The 18,739-nt window shown below is 72.5% G+C and carries 15 protein-coding genes and 1 pseudogene; 9 read left to right on the plus strand and 7 right to left on the minus strand.

The features are described from left to right. The first annotated feature begins 101 nt into the window (after positions 1-101). Positions 102-692, plus strand: a complete 591-nt coding sequence (locus SAVERM_RS33565; RefSeq protein ID WP_010987928.1) for a LysM peptidoglycan-binding domain-containing protein — start codon at positions 102-104, stop codon at positions 690-692. Positions 693-770: 78 nt separating this feature from the next. Here SAVERM_RS33565 and SAVERM_RS33570 read toward each other — a convergent pair whose 3' ends face one another. The 3 genes and pseudogenes from SAVERM_RS33570 to SAVERM_RS33580 form a co-directional block, all read right to left on the minus strand. Then, positions 771-1,421 (minus strand): ATP-binding cassette domain-containing protein, encoded by a 651-nt coding sequence (locus tag SAVERM_RS33570; RefSeq protein ID WP_010987929.1) that lies wholly within the window; start codon positions 1,419-1,421, stop codon positions 771-773. After that, positions 1,418-4,354 (minus strand): annotated as a pseudogene (locus SAVERM_RS33575) (ABC transporter permease subunit). Before SAVERM_RS33575 ends, SAVERM_RS33570 begins: the two are co-directional and overlap by 4 nt. Continuing rightward, on the minus strand, positions 4,354-4,836 hold the full coding sequence (locus SAVERM_RS33580; RefSeq protein WP_010987932.1) for a hypothetical protein: 483 nt from the start codon (positions 4,834-4,836) through the stop codon (positions 4,354-4,356). Before SAVERM_RS33580 ends, SAVERM_RS33575 begins: the two are co-directional and overlap by 1 nt. A gap of 152 nt (positions 4,837-4,988) precedes the next feature. On the opposite strand from SAVERM_RS33580, the gene SAVERM_RS33585 reads away from it, so the two are divergent. The 5 genes from SAVERM_RS33585 to SAVERM_RS40635 all read left to right on the plus strand — a co-directional run bounded on the left by SAVERM_RS33585 (position 4,989) and on the right by SAVERM_RS40635 (position 10,169). Further along, the gene (locus tag SAVERM_RS33585; RefSeq protein WP_010987933.1) at positions 4,989-5,558 is read left to right on the plus strand and encodes an MTB12 C-terminal domain-containing protein; all 570 of its coding nucleotides are present in this window, start codon (positions 4,989-4,991) and stop codon (positions 5,556-5,558) included. Then, entirely contained in the window at positions 5,527-6,816 is a 1,290-nt protein-coding gene (locus tag SAVERM_RS33590; RefSeq protein ID WP_010987934.1) for an ABC transporter substrate-binding protein, read from the plus strand. The genes SAVERM_RS33585 and SAVERM_RS33590 overlap by 32 nt, the downstream gene beginning before the upstream one ends. Before the next feature lie 153 nt (positions 6,817-6,969). After that, entirely contained in the window at positions 6,970-8,232 is a 1,263-nt protein-coding gene (locus tag SAVERM_RS33595; protein ID WP_010987935.1) for a glycosyltransferase family 4 protein, read from the plus strand. Beyond that, positions 8,232-9,065 (plus strand): hypothetical protein, encoded by an 834-nt coding sequence (locus tag SAVERM_RS33600; protein WP_042493856.1) that lies wholly within the window; start codon positions 8,232-8,234, stop codon positions 9,063-9,065. Before SAVERM_RS33595 ends, SAVERM_RS33600 begins: the two co-directional genes overlap by 1 nt. 66 nt (positions 9,066-9,131) lie before the next feature. Further along, a complete protein-coding gene (locus SAVERM_RS40635; protein ID WP_078936614.1) occupies positions 9,132-10,169 on the plus strand; it encodes a helix-turn-helix transcriptional regulator in 1,038 nt (345 codons plus the stop codon). Here the strand turns inward: SAVERM_RS40635 and ctaD are convergent. Beyond that, positions 10,051-11,742 carry an aa3-type cytochrome oxidase subunit I gene (gene ctaD, locus SAVERM_RS33605; protein ID WP_010987938.1) on the minus strand — a complete coding sequence of 564 codons (1,692 nt, stop codon included), beginning with the start codon at positions 11,740-11,742 and terminating at the stop codon, positions 10,051-10,053. The genes SAVERM_RS40635 and ctaD overlap by 119 nt on opposite strands. A 433-nt stretch (positions 11,743-12,175) precedes the next feature. Between ctaD and SAVERM_RS33610 the strand changes: the two genes are divergently transcribed. Further along, positions 12,176-12,391 carry an I78 family peptidase inhibitor gene (locus tag SAVERM_RS33610; RefSeq protein ID WP_010987939.1) on the plus strand — a complete coding sequence of 72 codons (216 nt, stop codon included), beginning with the start codon at positions 12,176-12,178 and terminating at the stop codon, positions 12,389-12,391. A gap of 122 nt (positions 12,392-12,513) precedes the next feature. Here the strand turns inward: SAVERM_RS33610 and SAVERM_RS33615 are convergent, their stop codons facing one another. Further along, on the minus strand, positions 12,514-13,530 hold the full coding sequence (locus SAVERM_RS33615; RefSeq protein ID WP_010987940.1) for a phosphatase PAP2 family protein: 1,017 nt from the start codon (positions 13,528-13,530) through the stop codon (positions 12,514-12,516). 238 nt (positions 13,531-13,768) lie between these two features. After that, positions 13,769-14,935 (minus strand): glycosyltransferase family protein, encoded by a 1,167-nt coding sequence (locus SAVERM_RS33620; RefSeq protein ID WP_010987941.1) that lies wholly within the window; start codon positions 14,933-14,935, stop codon positions 13,769-13,771. A gap of 261 nt (positions 14,936-15,196) precedes the next feature. Here SAVERM_RS33620 and SAVERM_RS33625 point away from each other — a divergent pair, with 261 nt between their 5' ends. Together SAVERM_RS33625 and SAVERM_RS33630 are read left to right on the plus strand one after the other, a co-directional pair. Beyond that, positions 15,197-16,804 (plus strand): MFS transporter, encoded by a 1,608-nt coding sequence (locus SAVERM_RS33625; protein ID WP_010987942.1) that lies wholly within the window; start codon positions 15,197-15,199, stop codon positions 16,802-16,804. Between the two features lie 126 nt (positions 16,805-16,930). Beyond that, the gene (locus tag SAVERM_RS33630; protein WP_010987943.1) at positions 16,931-18,106 is read left to right on the plus strand and encodes an acyl-CoA dehydrogenase family protein; all 1,176 of its coding nucleotides are present in this window, start codon (positions 16,931-16,933) and stop codon (positions 18,104-18,106) included. A gap of 33 nt (positions 18,107-18,139) precedes the next feature. On the opposite strand, the gene SAVERM_RS33635 is transcribed toward SAVERM_RS33630, so the two are convergent. Further along, a complete protein-coding gene (locus SAVERM_RS33635; RefSeq protein WP_010987944.1) occupies positions 18,140-18,577 on the minus strand; it encodes a cell division protein SepF in 438 nt (145 codons plus the stop codon). Between the last annotated feature and the right edge of the window lie 162 nt (positions 18,578-18,739).

Genomic DNA, 18,739 nt, shown 5'->3' on the forward strand with positions numbered 1-18,739 from the left:
CGGCACGGGCGTCCGGGCACGGGTCCCACCCGGTCGGCCGACCGGGTGGGACCCCGGCGCGGCTCAAGGGGCGGGCCGGGGCAGCTGCTTAGCGTGACGCGATGCGCCCCGTGTCCCGCCGCCGCGACCGTGACCGCCTTTCTGTGCGGGTGCGTGCCCGCGTCGGCTTCCCGTACCTGGTGGTGGCCGCGCTGGCCGTCGTACTCGCCCCCGCGGGGGCGGTCGCCGCGCCACCGCCCCCGCTTCCCGGCCCCCAGGCGGCACCGGTGTCGTACGAGTGCGCCAAGGACGAGTGGCCCTGGGACTGCCTCGCCGACTGCGAGAGCAGCGGGCGCTGGGACGCGAACACCGGGAACGACTTCTACGGGGGGCTGCAGTTCCGGCAGCCCACGTGGGAGGAGTTCGGCGGACTGACGTACGCCCCGCGCGCTGACCTGGCCACGCGCAAGCAGCAGATCGCGGTCGCGGAGCGGGTGCTGGCCACCCAGGGGTGGCAGGCGTGGCCCGCCTGCGCCAAGAGGTACGGGCTCGAGGGCCGCGCGCACGTGGTGAAGGCCGGCGAGACGCTCGCCTCGATCGCCCGCGCGTACGACGTCAAGGGCGGCTGGACGGCGCTCTACCAGGCCAACAAGGAAGTGGTCGGGGCACGGCCGGACCGGCTGAAGACCGGGACGGTGCTGCTGATCCCGTAGCGTTCCGGCCGCGCGCGGCCCCTCGGGCGGGGTGCTGTGCGGGCCGCCTCCGCCGTCCGGGGGTGTCCGCCTCGTCCGTCACGGCCGGGCGAGTTCGGCCGCCTCTCCGCTGAAGGCGACGGCGCCGCGCCGCAGTTCGTGGACGAGGACGGTACGGCCCGCCGGTCCGGCCAGACCGTGCGGCAGGCGCTGCTCGGCGACGATCACACAGGCGTCGAGGCCGCTCAGCAGCCGGTAGGTACGGGCCGCGACCTCCGGTGACATGCCCTGTGCCGGTTCGTCGACGAGCACCACGCGCGCGGGTGCCGCCAGCGCCCGGGAGAGGGCGAGCATGCGCTGCTCGCCGCCGGAGAGGGTGCCGGCGCGGTGCGGGAGCAGCGGCTCGAGCTGCGGGTAGGCGTCGAGGGCGGGCGCGAGGTCCCCGGCCGTCAGCTCCAGGTTCTCCCGGACCGTGAGGGAGGCGAACACGGCCCGCCGCTCCGGGACGAGGCACAGCCCGCGCCGGGCCCGCTCGTACGCGGGCAGGCGGGTCACGTCGGCGCCGTCCCAGACCACCGCGCCGCCGGACAGCGGGACGCCGCCGGCGAGGGCGCGCAGTACGGTCGTACGGCCCGAGCCGTTGCGGCCGAGCAGCACGGTGAGGCCCGGGCCCGGCGCGACCAGGGACACGCCGTGCAAGGCCTCCAGGGGGCCGTAGCGCACGCGCGCGTGGCGCAGGGCGATGCTCATGCTCCGCCTCCGCCCCCGCCTTCGGCTCCGCCGTCCAGGACACGGTCGGCGGGCCCTGAGGCGACGATCCGGCCGGCGGTCATCACATGCACGATGTCGGCGAGGTCGGCGACCAGGTCGAGATCGTGTTCGACGACGAGCAGGGCGGTGCCGTCCGCGGCGAGGGCCCGCAGCACGCGGGCCAGCGCGGTCACCTCGGCGGTGTCGAGACCTGCGGCGGGTTCGTCGAGCAGCAGGACGCGCGGGCTGCCGGCCAGGGCCCGCGCCAGTTCGACCCGTCTGAGGGTTCCGGTCGGCAGCCCGGCGGTGGGCAGCGCACGTACGGGCCCGTCGAGTCCGAGCAGCCGCAGGGACCGTGCCACGGCCGCCGGATCGGGGAGGCGTCCCTGCTCGGCGCCGATCCGCACGTTCTCGGCCACGGTCAACGAGGGGAAGACGGCCAACTGCTGAAAGGTCCGCGCGATACCGAGCCGGGTCCGGGCGTGCGCGGCCAGCCGGGTGACGTCGCGGTCGCCGAACAGCACCTGCCCGCGCGCGGGGCGCAGGGTCCCGGCGAGGCAGTGGAACAGGGTGCTCTTTCCGGCGCCGTTGGGGCCCACGACGGCGGTGACACGGCCGGGCGGCAGCTCGAGGTCGACGCCGTCGAGGGCGGTGCAGTCACCGTAGGCGGCGTGCAGCCGGCGGGCCCGCAGGGTGTGCGGGGCGACGGGGGAGGGGCGGGGAGCCGCGGCGCGAGGCGCGTTCCGGGAGCGTGACCGCGGGCCATGGGACGCACCGGGGCCCTGGCCGGCTGCCGGGCGGGACACGGCCCCCGGCACACCGGCGGCCCCGTCGGCGTCCGGCCGGGACGCGGGCCCCGGCCGCTCCACCGGACTGCTTCCCGTCGGGCGTTCGGCCGGACTGCCTGCCGTCGGGCGTCCGGCCGGACTGCCTGCCGTCGGGCGTCCGGCCGGACTGCCTGCCGTCGGGCGTCCGGCCGGACTGCTTCCCGTCGGGCGTTCCGCCGGAGCGCCTCCCGTCGGGCGTTCCGCGGTCCTCTAGCCCGCCGCCGCCGTGGCCTCCGGGAGCACGGGCCCCCCGGCCGGCCGCACCCTCCGCCGTATCCGCGCCCCCAGCGGTGTCAGGCTCGGCCGGCGGTGCGGCGGACGTCGTGCGGCCGTGGCGCGCAGGGCCTCGTACGGGCCGCCGGGGAAGCGGCCGACGAGGACCGCCAGGACGCCGATCAGGGCCGCCGCCACCCCGCCCCGCGCCCCCGCGTCGAGGCCCACCAGCAGGGCCGCGGCAGCCAGTGCGCCCAGCACGCTGTCCGCGCCGAGGACCACGACGGCCGCGAACCACAGCAGCCCGCGCACCGGGTCGTACGCCGTCGCGTCGAAGGCCCGCAGACCCATGCCGAGCATCCCGCCGCCCAGCGCGGCCAGGGCGGCGCCCGCCACGAACGCCGTCAGTTTCAGGGCCGCGACGTGGACGCCCGCGGCGGCCGCGCCCGGCTCGTGGTCGCGCATCGCCGCGAGGGCCCGGCCCGTGCGGCCCCGGCGCAGGGCGCTCGCCGCCCACAACGCGCCCGCCAGGAGCACGAGTTCGAGTACGTAGTAGGCGCGGTCCCCCGCGAAGCCCGCCGGGCGGTCCAGGGACAGGCCCGACGTCGCGTACGGCTGGGTGAAGACGAAGCGGCTCACCCCGACGCCCACCGCGAAGGTCGCGAGCGCGAGCGCGAGGCCGTGGCGGCCGATCGCGGGCCGGCCGGTGAGCAGGCCGAGCGGGGCCACCAGGAGGACGGCCAGGGCGAGGGCCGCCAGTTCGGGCACCCGGGGCAGGCCCGGGAAGCGGCCCGCCGCCAGCAGCGCGGTGAACAGGGCGCCCAGACCCGCGTACGCCGCCTGCCCGAGCGAGATCTGGCCGCCGCGGCCCGTCACCACGACCAGGGACAGCAGCACCACGCCCAGCGCGGGCACCTGGACCGAGGTGTGCAGGTCCGAGCCCGCGAAACCGAGGGGCAGGAGGAAGAGGACCACGGCCACGATCCACGCGCCCGGCGGGGTCGGCACCCGGGCCGTCGCCGTGCGGGGGAGCGCGTCGCGGCCGCCGACGCCGGGCAGGACGAGCGCCGCGACCAGCAGCGCCACGACGAACAGGTTCGCGCCGACCGCCTGGAGCAACGGCTCCGCCCAGCCCGACGGATGCAGCCGCGTCAACTGGCTCTGGGCCACGCCGATGCCGAGCGCCACCACCACGGCCACCGGCAGGCTCCGCATCCGCGCGGCGACCGCGACCGCGACCACCTCCATGACGAGGAGCGGCATCCCGTACGGGTCGAGGCGCACCACGGGAGCCAGGAGTACGCCCGTCAGACCCGCCGTGAAGGAGCCGAACGCCCAGCCCGCCGCCGCCACCCGGTCGGCGTCGATGCCGCCGAGCACGGCCAGCGCACGGTCGTCGACCACCGCCCGCAGCTCCCGGCCGAAGCGCGTCCGGCGCGTCACCGCCCCCACCCCGGCGGCCAGCACCAGCGCCACCGCCAACTGCCCCCAGGGGTCGGCCGACACGAGCGTCGGCGCGTCCGCGCGGGCCCCGGAACCCCATACCAGCGTGGCCCCGCCGACCAGCAGCACGAACACCCCGATGGACGCGACCAGCGTCCGTACCGGATCACCGCCCGGCACGGACAGCGGACGGAAGACGAAGCGCTCCAGGACGATGCCGATCCCCGGAGCCACCACCAGCAGGGTGACCGCCGCACCGGCCGCGAGGGGCCAGCCCCACTCGACCGTGAACTGCCGCAGCAGATACGCGCACACCATCGCGACCGCCCCGTGCGCGAAGTTGAGCACGCCGGTCGCCCGGTGGGTGACGACCAGCCCGACGCCGGTGAGAGCGGCGGCGCTGCCGACCGAGAGCCCGGCGAGGGCCAGGTCGTACGTGAGCGAGGCCATCAGCCGACCGGACCGGGGGGCGGCGGCTCACAGATCGGGCACGGGCCGAGTTCCCCGCTCGCCCACAGCCGTGAATCCGCCGGTACCGCCTCGGACTTGCCGGCGACCAGCGGGCAGTCGGCCCGGTGCCACAGCGTGCCGCCCGGCACCCTCAGCAGCTCCCCGCTGGTGGCGACGGGGGCGGCCGCCGCCTGCCCCGGCTCCGCCACGCCGGCGGGCTCGGCCGCGACCAGCAGCCCGTACAGCTCCTCCACACGCGCCGCCGCCGACGCGGGCCCGCCGTGCGTGAGCAGCACCGCTCCCGCGATGATCAGCGCGGCGCCGGGCACCGTGCAGGACGCCAGATACGGCAACTGCCGCTCCGCGTACCGCTCGCCGGAGACGCCGTACCAGCCGAGGACGCAGAACACCGCGCCGGCGGCGAGCGCGGCCCAGCCGGCCCAGAGGACGAGGTGCGCGGTCCGCAGTCGCCGTGTCCGCATCCGGGCTCCCACACGTCGTGTGTCCGTCGGTGTCTGTCCGCGCCTGCCTGCGTCTGTCCAAGTGAGCCGATGGCTTGCACTATGCCTTCTGGAAGCTGACCCTGAAAGCTCCGGGCGCACCCCGCCCGGACCGACACCCGGTGGTGAGCCAGATGGTTCTCGGGAGCGACCTCAGGCGGGCAGACACACAGCGGGGGCGCGGCCCCGGACGGGCGACGGCCTGGGCGGCCGTCGCCGTTCTGCTACTCGGCCCGGCTCTCGCCGCGTGCAGCGACGAAAGCGGCGGCGAGAACACCACTCCGCCGACCCCCTCGGTCGAGAAGCCGACCGGCGCGCAGCCGAGTCCGACGGCCCCGGCGGACCCCGCCGCGGCCAAGAAGGAGATCAAGAAGAACTGGGAGAAGTTCTTCGACCCGGCCGTCCCCACCAAGGACAAGCAGGCCGTCCTGGAGAACGGCGACAGGATGACCGCGGTCCTGCGGAGCTTCAACGGCGACAAACGCGGCGGGCAGGTCGCGGCACACGTCGAGAAGGTCGCGTTCACCTCGCCGACCGAGGCGGACGTGACGTACTCGCTGACCCTGAAAGGCCAGACCGTCCTGCCCGGTGCCGCCGGGACCGCGGTGGAGCAGCACGGCACCTGGAAGGTGTCCGTGAACACCCTCTGCGCGCTCGTCCAGTTGAGCGGCGATGCGTCGGCGAGCCCGGCTCAGGGCTGCTGAGACGGCCGCCGCGGTCCTGCTGCTCCTGGTGGGCGCGGGCTGCGGCAGCCGCCTGCCGGAGAGCGACTTCGCACACCGGTCCGCGCCGCCCGCGTCGCGGCGCACCGAGCCGGTCCGTGTCGGCATCCTCACCAGCGCCACCAGCCCGGTCGGCGGCTCCGCCTTCACCGGCCCGCGCGACGGCGCACGCGCCTACTTCGACCGCCTCAACGCGCGCGGGGGCATCGACGGGCGGAAGGTCGACGTGCGGACCTGCGACGACGGCGGCAGCGGCGTCGGCAACAACGAGTGCGTGCACAGGCTGATCGACGAGGACAAGGTCGTCGCGCTCGTCGCCACCACCGCCCTCACCTACGCGGGCGCCTCCCGGGTGTCCGCCGCGGGCGTGCCCGACATCGGCGGCCAGCCCATCGGGGCCGCGTACGACACCTATCCGCACCTGTACGGGATCTACGGCAGCCTCGCGCCCCGCACCGGCACACCCGGCTGGGGCGGGAAGGTGTACGGCGGCACCGAGGTCTACCGCTACTTCAAGCGGGAGCACGGCGCCCGTACGGCCGCCGTCGTCTCGTACAACCAGTCCGCGTCGGCCGCGTACGCCTCACTCGTCGCGCGGGGCCTGAAAGCCGAGGGCTACAAGGTGGTCACCGAGCAGGTCGACTTCGCGCTGCCCAACTTCCGTGCCGCGGCGGCCGACCTGAAGGACCAGGGCGCCGATCTGGTCTTCGACGCCATCGACACGCACGGCAACGCCCAGCTGTGCAGGGCGATGGACGAGGTCGGCGCCGACGTCATCGCCAAGGTCACCAACGTGCAGAACTGGACGTCGTCGGTCCCCGAGGACTACAAGGACTCCCCGCGATGCCGCAACGTCCTGTGGGCGACCGGGTCGAGCCGCAACGCCGACGACACGGCCGACCCGGCCGTACAGGAGTTCCGCGCCGCGACCAGGGGGCTGAAGACGCACTCCCAGTGGCAGTTGGAGGGGTGGGCGGCCGCGATGTGGTTCACGGACGCCGCCAGGTCCTGCGCGACGGACCTCACGCGCGCGTGCGTCGACCGCTTCATGAGCCGCGGCACGCCGTATACGGCCGACGGGCTGCTGATCCCCGTCGGCTACGAGCGGCTGGCCGAGCCGCCCAGGACCCGCAGGACCTGCCTCTCGGTCGCACGCTGGAAGGACGCCGAGGGGTGGGTCGCCCAGGGGGACATGAACGCCACCTGCTTCGTCGTACCGCAACTCCCTTACCAGCCCTGATGCATTACACGACGGAAAGGTTCCTGAAACCGGTTACCGATGGGGCAACTGTTCGGGAACGAAATGATGAGGGAACCCAACCAACCTCCAACCTCCCCGGTCTAACCATCCGGTAGGCGGACGAGACAGGGAAACACGGGGATTCGGGGACGCATGCATATCTCTTTCTTAATACACAATGCGTACGGAATCGGAGGGACGATTCGGACCACGTACAACCTGGCGAACACCCTGGCCGAGCAGCACGACGTGGAGATCGTCTCGGTCTTCCGCCACCGCGAGCAGCCCGTCTTCGCGCCCGACCCGCGCGTGCGGGTGCGGCACCTCGTCGACCTGCGCGAGGGCGCCCCTGACGCGGGCCACCCCGACCTGGGCCGTCCGGCCAGGGTCTTCCCGCGCGCGGAGGGCCGCTACCAGCAGTACAGCGCCCTCAGCGACCGGCGCATCGCCGGCCACCTCGCCTCCGTCGAGGCCGATGTCGTGGTCGGCACCCGCCCCGGCCTGAACGTGCACCTCGCCCGCGAGACCCGGCGCGGCCCGCTGCGCGTCGGCCAGGAGCACCTGACGCTCGACAGCCACTCCAGGGCCCTGCGTGCCACCCTGCGCGGCGCCTACCCCCGCCTCGACGCGCTGACCACGACCACCGAGGCCGACGCCCACGCCTACCGCGGCACGATGCGGCTGCCCGGCGTCCAGGTGCACGCGGTGCCCAACCCGGTGCCCGCGCCGGGCATCGAGCCCGCGGACGGCACCGGCAAGTGGGTCGTCGCGGCCGGGCGGCTCGCGCCGGTCAAGCGCTACGACCTCCTCATCAAGGCCTTCGCGCGGGTGCGCGCCCAGCGGCCCGACTGGCGTCTGAGGATCTACGGCGGCGGCAAGCAGAAGGACACGCTGCGCGCCCTCATCGACGAGCTCGGCCTCTACAACCACGTGTATCTGATGGGCCCCGCCAACCCCATCGAGCCCGAGTGGGCCAAGGGCTCCATCGCCGCCGTGACCTCCAGCCTGGAGTCCTTCGGCATGACGATCGTCGAGGCCATGCGCTGTGGCCTCCCGGTGGTCTCCACCGACTGCCCGCACGGGCCGGGCGAGATCATCGACAACGGCGTCGACGGCCGGCTCGTCGAGGTCGGCAACGTCGAGGCCATCGCCGAGGGACTGCTCGAACTGATCAACGACGACGCGCTGAGACAGCGGATGTCCGTCGCCGCCCTCAAGGACTCCGAGCGCTTCGACCCGTCCCGGATCGCCGAACGCTACGAAAGCCTGTTCACCGGCCTGGCCCCGCGCGGCGGCGCCACGCTCGGCGGGAAGGTGCGCGGCTCCCTGCACCGCACCCGCGGAGCGCTGCTCGGTGGGGCGTACGCGGTTCGCGATGTCGGACGTACCGCACTCAAGAAAGGGCGCGCCGCGTGATGACGCTGGCTGAGCGGACCACCGGCCGGCACCCCGACGAGGAGACCGCCCCGCCCCCGCGCGCCGACTGCATCGCCGACTCCGCGGGCGGACTGACCTTCGACATCGGCGGGAGCGACGAAGCGGGCCTCGCCCACCTGGTGCTGCGCCGCCGCGAGGACGACGCGGAGGTCCGGCTCCCGCTGACCCCGAGCGCCGAGGGCCGGCTGCGCGCCGCCCTGCCCAGCAGCGTCGAACTGCCCGAGGGCCGCTGGGACGCGTACGCCCAGACCGCGGACGGCGAGCCACAGCGGCTGGTGCCCGGCGTCAGCGACCTGCGCTCCCTCGTGGACCGTGGGCCGGGCGCGGCGGGCCACGTCGCCGTCCGCATCCCGTACGCCACCAAGCACGGCAACCTCACCGTCCGCAGCTGGCTGCGCGCCCCGCACGCCGAGGCGGGCGAACTGCGCATCGGCGACGGCGGGCTACAGGTGAGCGGCCGGGTGCACGGGGCCGCGCTCGCGCCGGGCGCGCACGCCGAGCTGTGCCGCCGCGGCGAGCCCGCGTCGGTCCTGACCGCCGAAGTCGCCCCGCGGCAGGGTGAGTTCCGGTTCACGGTGGACTACGGCGCCATGGCGGAAGGTGTCTGGGACCTGTGGCTTCGCCCGGCGGGGGAGGACGGACCGCGGGTGCGGATCGCCCGGCTCCTCGACGACATCGCGGACAAGAAGCCGATCTTCACCTACCCGAAGCTCACGCTGGAGACGAAGCACGGGCCGGTGCAGGCCGGGCCGTACTACACGGCGGACAACGAGCTGTCCGTGACGGTCACTTCAGCACCGCCACCCCAGTGAATCGAAGGCGCTCACTTCCGCGCTCGCGGACAGCCGCTGTCCGCAAGCGCTGGCAGACTCGGAACCATGTTGGAGACATCGGCACGACTGCTGCGCCTGCTCTCACTGCTCCAGGCCCACCGTGAATGGTCCGGTGCCGGCCTGGCCGAACGCCTCGGTGTCACCCCGCGCACCGTCCGCCGGGACGTGGACCGGCTGCGCGAGCTGGGCTACCCCGTCAACGCCAGCCCCGGTACCGGCGGCGGCTATCAGCTCGGCGCGGGGGCGGAGCTGCCGCCGCTGCTCCTGGACGACGACGAGGCGATCGCCGTCGCGGTCGGGCTGCGCACGGCCGCGGGGCAGGGCATCGAGGGCATCGGCGAGAGCTCCGTACGCGCCCTCGCGAAGCTCGAACAGGTGCTGCCGAACCGGCTGCGCCGCCGCGTGAGCGCCCTCAACGCCTTCACCGTGCCGATGCTGCGCGGCCCCCAGCCCTCCGCCGTCGACCCCGCCGTCCTCACCGAACTCGCCCACCTCTGCCGGGACGCGGAACGCCTGCGCTTCAGGTATCGCGGCAACGACGGCGCCTCCACCCGCCGCACCGTCGAACCGCACCGGCTGGTGTGCTCCGAGCGCCGCTGGTACCTGGTCGCCTGGGACGTCGACCGTGACGACTGGCGTACGTTCCGCGTCGACCGCATCACGCCCAGGCCGCCGCACGGCCCGCGCTTCGCGCCCCGCACGCCACCGGCCGACGACCTGGCCGCCTACGTCTCCAGAGGGGTCTCCACGCGCGCGTACGCCGCGCAAGCCGTCGTCCGGCTGCTCGTGCCGATCGAGGAAGCGGCCGCACGCGTCTCGCCGTCCGCCGGGACGCTGGAGGCCGAGACCCCCGGAAGCTGCGTCCTGCGCACCGGGGCCGCGAGCCTCGACGTGATGGTGATCCACGTGATGATGATGGGCTTCGAGTTCGAGGTGCTGGAGCCCGCCGAACTCACCGAGGCGGTCAGGACGGCTCGCGATCGGCTTGCTCGTGCTTCGGCTCGGGCTGCGGAGCCTCCCCGGCGTGCGCCGGATGGTGCAGGTCGAACGCCGGGGACTCCGAGCGGACCCGGGGCAGCGTGACGAAGTTGTGCCGCGGCGGCGGGCACGAGGTCGTCCACTCCAGGGAGCGGCCGAAGCCCCACGGGTCGTCGACCTCGACCTTCCGGCCGTACCTGGCGGTCTTCCAGACGTTGTAGAGGAACGGCAGCGTCGACATGCCCAGCAGGAACGCGCCGATCGTCGAGAGGGTGTTGAGCGCGGTGAAACCGTCGGCGGCCAGATAGTCCGCGTACCGGCGTGGCATGCCCTCGGCGCCGAGCCAGTGCTGCACCAGGAACGTGGTGTGGAAGCCGACGAACAGCGTCCAGAAATGGATCTTGCCGAGCCGTTCGTCGAGCATCTTGCCGGTGAACTTGGGCCACCAGAAGTAGAAGCCGCCGAAGGTCGCGAAGACGACGGTGCCGAAGACCACGTAGTGGAAGTGGGCGACCACGAAGTACGAGTCGGTGACGTGGAAGTCGAGGGGCGGCGAGGCCAGGATGACGCCGGTGAGGCCGCCGAACAGGAACGACACCAGGAATCCGGTCGCCCACAGCATCGGTGTCTCGAAGGACAGCGACCCCTTGAGCATCGTGCCGGTCCAGTTGAAGAACTTCACGCCCGTCGGCACCGCGATCAGGAACGACATGAACGAGAAGAACGGCAGCAGCACCGCGCCGGTCGCGAACATGTGGTGCGCCCACACGACCACCGACAGACCGGTGATCGCCGCCGTGGCGCCGATCAGCGTCAGATAGCCGAAGATCGGCTTCCGGCTGAAGACCGGGATGATCTCCGTGATGATCCCGAAGAACGGCAGCGCGATGATGTAGACCTCGGGATGCCCGAAGAACCAGAACAGGTGCTGCCACAGCAGCGCCCCGCCGTTGGCCGCGTCGAACACCTGCGAGCCGAACCGCCGGTCCGCCTCCAGGACCAGCAGGGCCGCCGCGAGCACCGGGAACGCCATCAGCACGAGAATCGACGTGAACAGGGTGTTCCAGGTGAAGATCGGCATCCGGAACATCGTCATGCCGGGCGCGCGCATCCCGATGATGGTCGTCAGGAAGTTCACCGAGCCGAGGATCGTGCCGAAGCCGGCCAGCGCGAGGCCCATGATCCACATGTCGGCGCCGATCCCCGGCGAGCGCTCCAGGCTGTTGAGCGGCGCGTACGCGAACCAGCCGAAGGCGGCGGGCCCCGACGGCACCGCGAGCGAGCCGAGGACGATCAGGCCGCCGAAGAGGAACAGCCAGTACGACAGCATGTTCAGGCGCGGGAAGGCCACGTCCGGGGAGCCGATCTGGAGCGGCATGATCTCGTTGGCGAAGCCCGCGAAGGTCGGAGTCGCGAACAGCAGCAGCATGATCGTGCCGTGCAGGGTGAACAGCTGGTTGAACTGGTTGTTGTCCACGATCTGCATGCCGGGCCGCGCGAGTTCCGCCCGCATCACCAGCGCCATGACGCCGCCGATCAGGAAGAACGCGAACGACGTGATCAGATAGAGGTGGCCGATCTTCTTGTGGTCGGTGGTGGTCAGCCAGTCGACGATCAGCCGCCCCGGCTGCTGTGTCCGTACGGGTCGCGCCGTCGCCTGCGCGGTGTCCGTCCCCATCGCCTGCCCCTTCGCCGATCGGGTCCTGGGCTTGCAGCCCGCGCCACGGGTGTCCGCGAGCTCACGCCATGATGCTCGCGCCGCCCCGGGCTCCGACAGGGGGCGTGCGGGGGATCTGTGCCGGAACCGTGCATTTCTTATGCGGTGTCTGCTTCGGCGGAGCATCTCGGAATCGGAATGGAAAACGTCGGCAGCGCACTGCGCGCCGTGCTTTCCCGCGGTTATTCACGACCGCTTCCGACGGCCGCCAAGGTAGTCCCGAATTTCGTTCGAAGGTGGGCGCAACGCATACGGAACCGCTCGTACGTGTGACGGCATTGGGCCGAAACGCATGTCGTGGTCCTGTGACAGAAGTGTGACGGGGGAGGTACGGGTGACGCGGGGTGGCGGCCCCGGGCTTCCCCGGCCCCGGCTCGCGGCCTAACGTGGCGGCATGGCACCGACTCCCGCTCCGCCCGCAGAACCCGAGGACTCCCCCCAGGCATACGTCGGCCTGCCGGCCCGGCGTGCCGAGCAACTGGCCGGTGAACGCGGCTGGAGTTCGGTGCGCTCGCTGCCGCCGGGCGCGATCATCACCATGGAGTACCGGGTGGGACGGCTGAACTTCGAGGTCGCCGACGGCACGGTCGTCCGCTGCTGGAAGGGCTGACGAAGGGCCCCTGGATGCCCGCGAGGTCTCGGGCACACACGAAGGCCCCCGGTTCCGCTGGAGCCGGGGGCCTTCGTGGTGCGGCGGGGAGGGGTGTGCGTACCGGACCCGCCGCCGGTGTCTCAGCCGCCCGCCACCGGGCGGGCCGAAGTGGTGGTGGTGCGCGCGACTCGGTCCGAGTGCGGCGGACGACGGCTGCCGACCGGTGTCACCGGGGTGCGCTCCGAGCGGGCGGTGTGCGGCCCGGGGGCCAGGTAGAGGGGCGGACGGGAGGTCCGGGCTGGGCCGGCCGGCTCGCGGACGGGAGTCTCCTCGTCCGGGGCCGAGCGGGCGATCGGCACGGGCGCGCCGACCGGGGCCGGAGCGGGCGCCGTGCGTCCGGGGCGGGACCGCAAGGAGTCGCGCAGCCTGAAGATCCCGGCTTCGGCGAGGGCGATCAGCGGCTCGAACCAGGGCAGCGCCAGCAGGATCAGCAGCCCCGCGGCCCAGCCGAGCACGACATCGCTCAGCCAGTGCGTGCCGAGGTAGACGGTGGTGAGACCGACGCCGAGCGAGGTCACCGCGGACAGCGCCGACAGCCAGCGCCTGGCCCTCGGGGTCGAGGCCAGATAGGCCAGGATGCCCCAGGTCACCACCGCGTTCGCGGTGTGGCCGGAGGGAAATATATCGCCGCCGCCCCACATCTCGTTCGACCCGATCGTGACCGCGTAGTGCGGTCCGAGGCGGCCCATGCCGTACTTGGCGGCACCGACCGTGATGTTGAGCAGCAGCAGCGCGGCGCCCAGGGTCAGCAGCGGGCGCAGGGTGTGCTGCCGCCAGGAGCGCCAGCCCAGCCAGGACGCGACCATCACGGCGGTGGGGCCGCGCTGGCCCAGCACCACGTAGTAGTCGAGGAACGCGTGGATCTCGGGCCACTGCTGGTACGGCCGGAAGAACATGACCTGCCAGTCGAGCCGGACCAGCCACGAGGTGACGACCACGGCCCACACGATGGCCAGGTAGAAGGCAAGGGTCGCCGAGAAGAGGACCACCCGGTGCCGGCTCATCCTGGGCACGTCGATATGGGCCGGTCGTTCCGGCTCACGGTCCAGCCGGGCGAAGACCCGGTCCAGACGAGTCAGCTTTAGTTCGGTACGCACGTCGATCGACGTTACAGCGAGTGAGCTGTACTCCCGCCCGAAACACTGGCTTTGTGATGACGATGTGATGTGGGATTCCTCTCAGGGCGAGGTTTATCTCTGTGGATTCCCTAATCACGGACGCATCCGGCCTTCAATTCCATTGATCGCTCCGGGTGCCGGTTATATGGCCCTTATAAATTCGTTCACCGAATGCTGGGGCGGAATTGTCCGGCCGCTCACCCGGCCCCGAAGTGGATCATGGCGGACCCGAGCCGTTCAGCCAGAACGCCCCGTACACGGCCGACGCCACCGCGACACCGCCGAGAACCGCCGCCGACCTGGGGGTACGCAGCCGGGCCAGGGCCCGCGCGAGGGGCAGCAGCAGGGGGAACGCGGGCAGCAGGAGGCGCGGTTTCGAGCCGAAGTAACTCGACGCGCACAGGGCGAGCGCGGTCACCACACCCGCGTACACCAGGAGCGGCAGCGGCTGCCCCTGCCGTACGCACACCACGTACAGCCAGACGACCAGCGCCACCCCGACGATCAGCCCGACGCCGGCCAGGGCCGAGGGGAACGACGTGAACTTGTCGCCGACGAAGCGCGCGAAGGCGTAGCCGCCGTCGAAGCCGTTGCGCCAGCCCGCCTGGACGTCGAGATAGCCCAGCGGGCCCTTCCCGGTGCGGTGGCCGACCCACAGGACGTAGCCGGCGGCGCCGAGCGGCGCGAGGAGCATGCCGAGGGCGCGCCGCCACGCCGACGCGCCGTCCGCCGCCGGCGCGCGTCGGTCGTGCACGAACGAGGCGATCGCCGCCACCCACACGGCAGCGACCACCGCCGCGCCCACCGGACGGGTCAGCCCCGCCAGCGAGGCGAGGGCGCCCGCCGTCACCCAGCGGCCGGTCAGGACCGCGTACAGCGACCAGGCGGCGAGCGCCGTGAACAGGGACTCGCTGTACGCCATCGACTGCACGATCCCGACCGGCAGCACGGCCCACACGAGTACGGCGCACACGCCCGCCCGGCGCCCGTGGACGTGCTCCGTGACGGCGAAGATCCCCCAGGCCGCGGCGAGCGAGGCGAGCGTGGCGACGACCAGACCCGCATCCGCGTACGACAGCGGCGTCACCGCTGCCCCCAGCCGCTCCAGCCAGGGCAGCAGGGGGAAGAACGCGAGGTTCGAGTGCACGTCCCCGTTGGGCAGGCGCACCTCGTAGCCGTATCCGAGGCCGGCGACCCGGGTGTACCAGAGCGCGTCCCAGCGGGCGGTGAGCAGGGTGTGCGCGCTCGAGCCGCGCGCCGCGCTCCACAGTGCGAGCGCGACGAGGCCCAGGGCGCGTACGGCCGCGAACCCGAGGAGGGCGGGCGCGGCCCGGCGCAGAGCGCCCGCGTGGGGCGGCGCCGGGCGCGTTTCAAGATCGGTCACGCGCTCGATTATCGACGGGGCACGGAACCGGGTGTCCCTTTTGGGCGTGATGGACCAGGAAGAGCGTGGCGTACACCACACGTTCCCTGAGAGAAAGGTGAGAGGTCCGCCACGTGCCATCGACGGGAACTCGCGTACGCTGGCCGCTCACTCGCATCGTTGCGTGGGTCCGGGAGCACCGCTCCTCCCAGGGCCACCACCGCGGGGAAGTCCCCACCCCGTGGATCCGCCGAAGCGAGGGATCATCTGGGAGGTACATACATGTCCGGCACGACCACGGCCGCTGCGCGATGCCGTCGGGAGACCGGGCCCGGTGCCAACCGCTGGGTCGTACTCGTCGTCCTCTGCGTCAGTCTGCTGCTCGTCGCGCTCGACGCCACCGTGCTGCACGTCGCGGTGCCCGCCGTCACCGAGGACCTCAAGCCCGGCGCGATAGAGCTGCTCTGGATCGTCGACATCTATCCGCTCGTCTGCGCCTCACTGCTCATCCTCTTCGGCACGCTGGGCGACCGCGTCGGCCGCAGACGGATCCTTCTTCTCGGATACGGCCTCTTCGGCGTCGCCTCGGGGATCGCCGCCCTTGCCGACAGCGCACAGGTCCTGATCGGCGCCCGCGCCCTGCTCGGCGTCGGCGGCGCGATGATCATGCCCGCGACGCTGTCCATCCTGCGGCAGGTCTTCCCCGACCGGCGCGAGCGGGCGCTCGCGATCGGCATCTGGAGCGCCGTGGCCGCCGTCGGCGCGGCGGTGGGGCCGCTGCTGGGCGGGTTCCTCCTCGAGCACTTCTGGTGGGGTTCGGTCTTCCTGATCAACATCCCGCTGATGCTGATCAGCCTGCCGGTGGGACGGCTGCTGCTCCCGGAGTCGAAGGGGGACCGCGACGGCCCCTGGGACGTCGTCGGAGCGCTGATGGCCGCCGCCGGCCTCTTCGGCGCCGTCCTCGGCGTGAAGCGGCTCGGGGGCGGGGAGCCGCCGCTCAGCCCGTTCACCGTGGTGCCGTTGGTGGTGGGCGCGGCGCTGCTGGTCGCTTTCGTACGGCGGCAGCGGCGGCGGGCCCACCCGCTCGTCGATCTCCGGATGTTCGCGCGGCCCGCGTTCAGTACGTCGGTGGGATGCATCGTCCTGGCGATGCTCGCGCTGGTCGGCCTCGAGCTGATCGCCGCGCAGTACTTGCAGCTGGTCCTCGGTCTGTCGCCGCTGGAGACGGGACTGCGGCTGCTGCCGCTCACGATCGCGGCGATGGCGGCGGGACTCGTCGGGTCGAACATGCTGCACCGGTTCGGGCCGCGGCGCATGGTCGTCTTCGGCTTCTGTCTCACCGCGGGCTCGGTCGTCACGCTCACCGCGATGGGCGCGGAGGACAACACCGGGCTGCTGCTCTTCGGGTTCCTCCTGCTGGGGTTCGGCCTGGAGACCACGCTCTTCGGGGCGTACGAGTCGATGCTGAGCGAGGCGCCGCAGGAACAGGCGGGCGGGGCGGCCGCGATAGGGGAAACGTCGTACCAGCTGGGGGCCGGTATCGGCATCGCCCTGCTGGGCAGCGTGATGAACGCTGCGTACGCGCCCGGACTGTCGTCGGTGCCGGGGGTTCCGGCGTCGGCTTCGGGGGCGGCGGGGCATTCGCTGGGGGAGGCGTACGAGGTCGCCGCGCGCCTCGGCGGGGCGCCCGGCGCTGCCCTGCGGCACGCCGCGCGGGACTCCTTCGTGCACGGGCTCCATGTGACGCTGCTGGTCAGCGCGGGGTTGTTGATGCTGGGGGCGGTGATGGCGCTGCGTCTGCCGCGGGTGATGGAGTGCGAGGAGCCCGCGACGGGCTTCGCGGAGGTGCCGGCGCCGCGGGAGGCCGCGGAGTCGCGCGTCTCGGCTTAGCCACCGCTGTCCCGCCCACTGGACGTGCACGACTGTCCGGCCCACTGGACGTGCGCGACACTGCGTCGTAACGTCGGCGTCCCCGTCGTAATTAGCGTTGCTAGTTTTAGCGTGCCGGAGGCTGCCATGACCGCGTTCGATCCCGCCGACTTCCTTGGCATCGACGACCTCCTGGACGCCGAGGACCTCGCGATCCGCGACACCGTGCGGACCTGGGCGGCGCAGCGCGTGCTGCCGTACGTCGCCGAGTGGTACGAGAACGGCGAGCTGCCCGGAATCCGGGATCTGGCGCGGGAGTTGGGGGCCATCGGCGCCCTCGGGATGTCGCTCACCGGCTACGGCTGCGCCGGCGCCTCCGCCGTGCAGTACGGACTCGCCTGCCTGGAACTCGAAGCCGCCGACTCCGGCATTCGCTCCCTCGTCTCCGTCCAGGGCTCGCTGGCCATGTACGCCCTGCACCGCTTCGGGTCCGAGGAGCAGAAGCAGGAGTGGCTGCCCCGGATGGCCTCCGGCGACGTCATCGGATGCTTCGGACTCACCGAGCCCGACCACGGCTCCGACCCGGCGTCGATGCGCACGTACGCCAAGCGCGAGAGCGGCGGTGACTGGGTCCTCAACGGGCGCAAGATGTGGATCACCAACGGGTCCGTCGCCGGTGTGGCCGTCGTGTGGGCGCAGTCCGACGACGGGATCCGCGGCTTCGTCGTGCCCACGGACGCCCCCGGATTCTCCGCGCCCGAGATCAAGCACAAGTGGTCCCTGCGCGCCTCGGTCACCAGCGAACTCGTTCTCGACGACGTACGGCTGCCCGCGGCCGCCGTCCTGCCCGAGGTCACCGGACTGAAGGGCCCCCTCAGCTGTCTCTCCCACGCGCGCTACGGCATCGTGTGGGGCGCGATGGGGGCCGCGCGCGCCAGCTTCGAGGCCGCCGTCGAGTACGCGAAGACGCGGGAGCAGTTCGGCAGGCCCATCGGCGGGTTCCAGCTCACCCAGGCCAAGCTCGCCGACATGGCGGTCGAGCTGCACAAGGGGATCCTGCTCGCCCATCACCTGGGGCGGCGCATGGACGCGGGACGGCTGCGTCCCGAACAGGTCAGCTTCGGCAAGCTCAACAACGTACGGGAGGCCATCGAGATCTGCCGGACCGCTCGCACCATCCTCGGCGCCAACGGGATCTCCCTCGAGTACCCCGTGATGCGGCACGCGACCAACCTGGAGTCCGTGCTCACCTACGAAGGCACCGTCGAGATGCATCAACTCGTGCTGGGCAAGGCGCTCACCGGTCTCGACGCCTTCCGGTGACCCGCTCGGGCGGGGCCGGTGAGCGGCCTTGCCTCAGCTCTGGTTGAAGAAACCGTCCGTCGGCCGGCCGGCCGCCTCGCCGCTGACGATCTCCGTGTTGGCGGGGGTCAGCAGGAAGACCCGGGTCGCGACCCGCTCGATCGTGCCGCGCAGACCGAAGGTCAGGCCGGCCGCGAAGTCCACCACGCGCTTGGCGTCGGTGGGCTCCATGGCCGTGAGGTTGATGATGACCGGGACCCCGTCCCGGAAGAGCTCGCCGATGCCGCGGGCGTCCCGGAAGCTGTCCGGGGTGACCGTGCCGATCCGGCGGCCCTTCTCCTCGGCCGTCTCCGAAGCGACCTTCACGCGCGGGTCGGTGACCCAGGCCTCGCCGGATTCCTGTCCTTCGGCGTAGTCGTCGTCGTAGTAACGCTCGTCATCGTTGTCGTCGACGAGGCCAAGCCAGGCACTCGCCTTGCGCACCGATCCCATGGACGCCTCCTCTCACAGCGGTCTTGTCTTGCTTTCCGCATTCCCCATGGTCGTCCATGATGCGGATGTCGCGCCAAGTGGATAGACGCCGCGCGGGGGTTTCGTGACGGTACTGGTGCACAGCGAATCCGTCGAGAGCCCGCGTGCCCCAAGGGTCTTGCT

It is taken from the genome of Streptomyces avermitilis MA-4680 = NBRC 14893 (assembly GCF_000009765.2).
In the GTDB taxonomy this organism is placed as follows: Bacteria; Actinomycetota; Actinomycetes; order Streptomycetales; family Streptomycetaceae; genus Streptomyces; species Streptomyces avermitilis.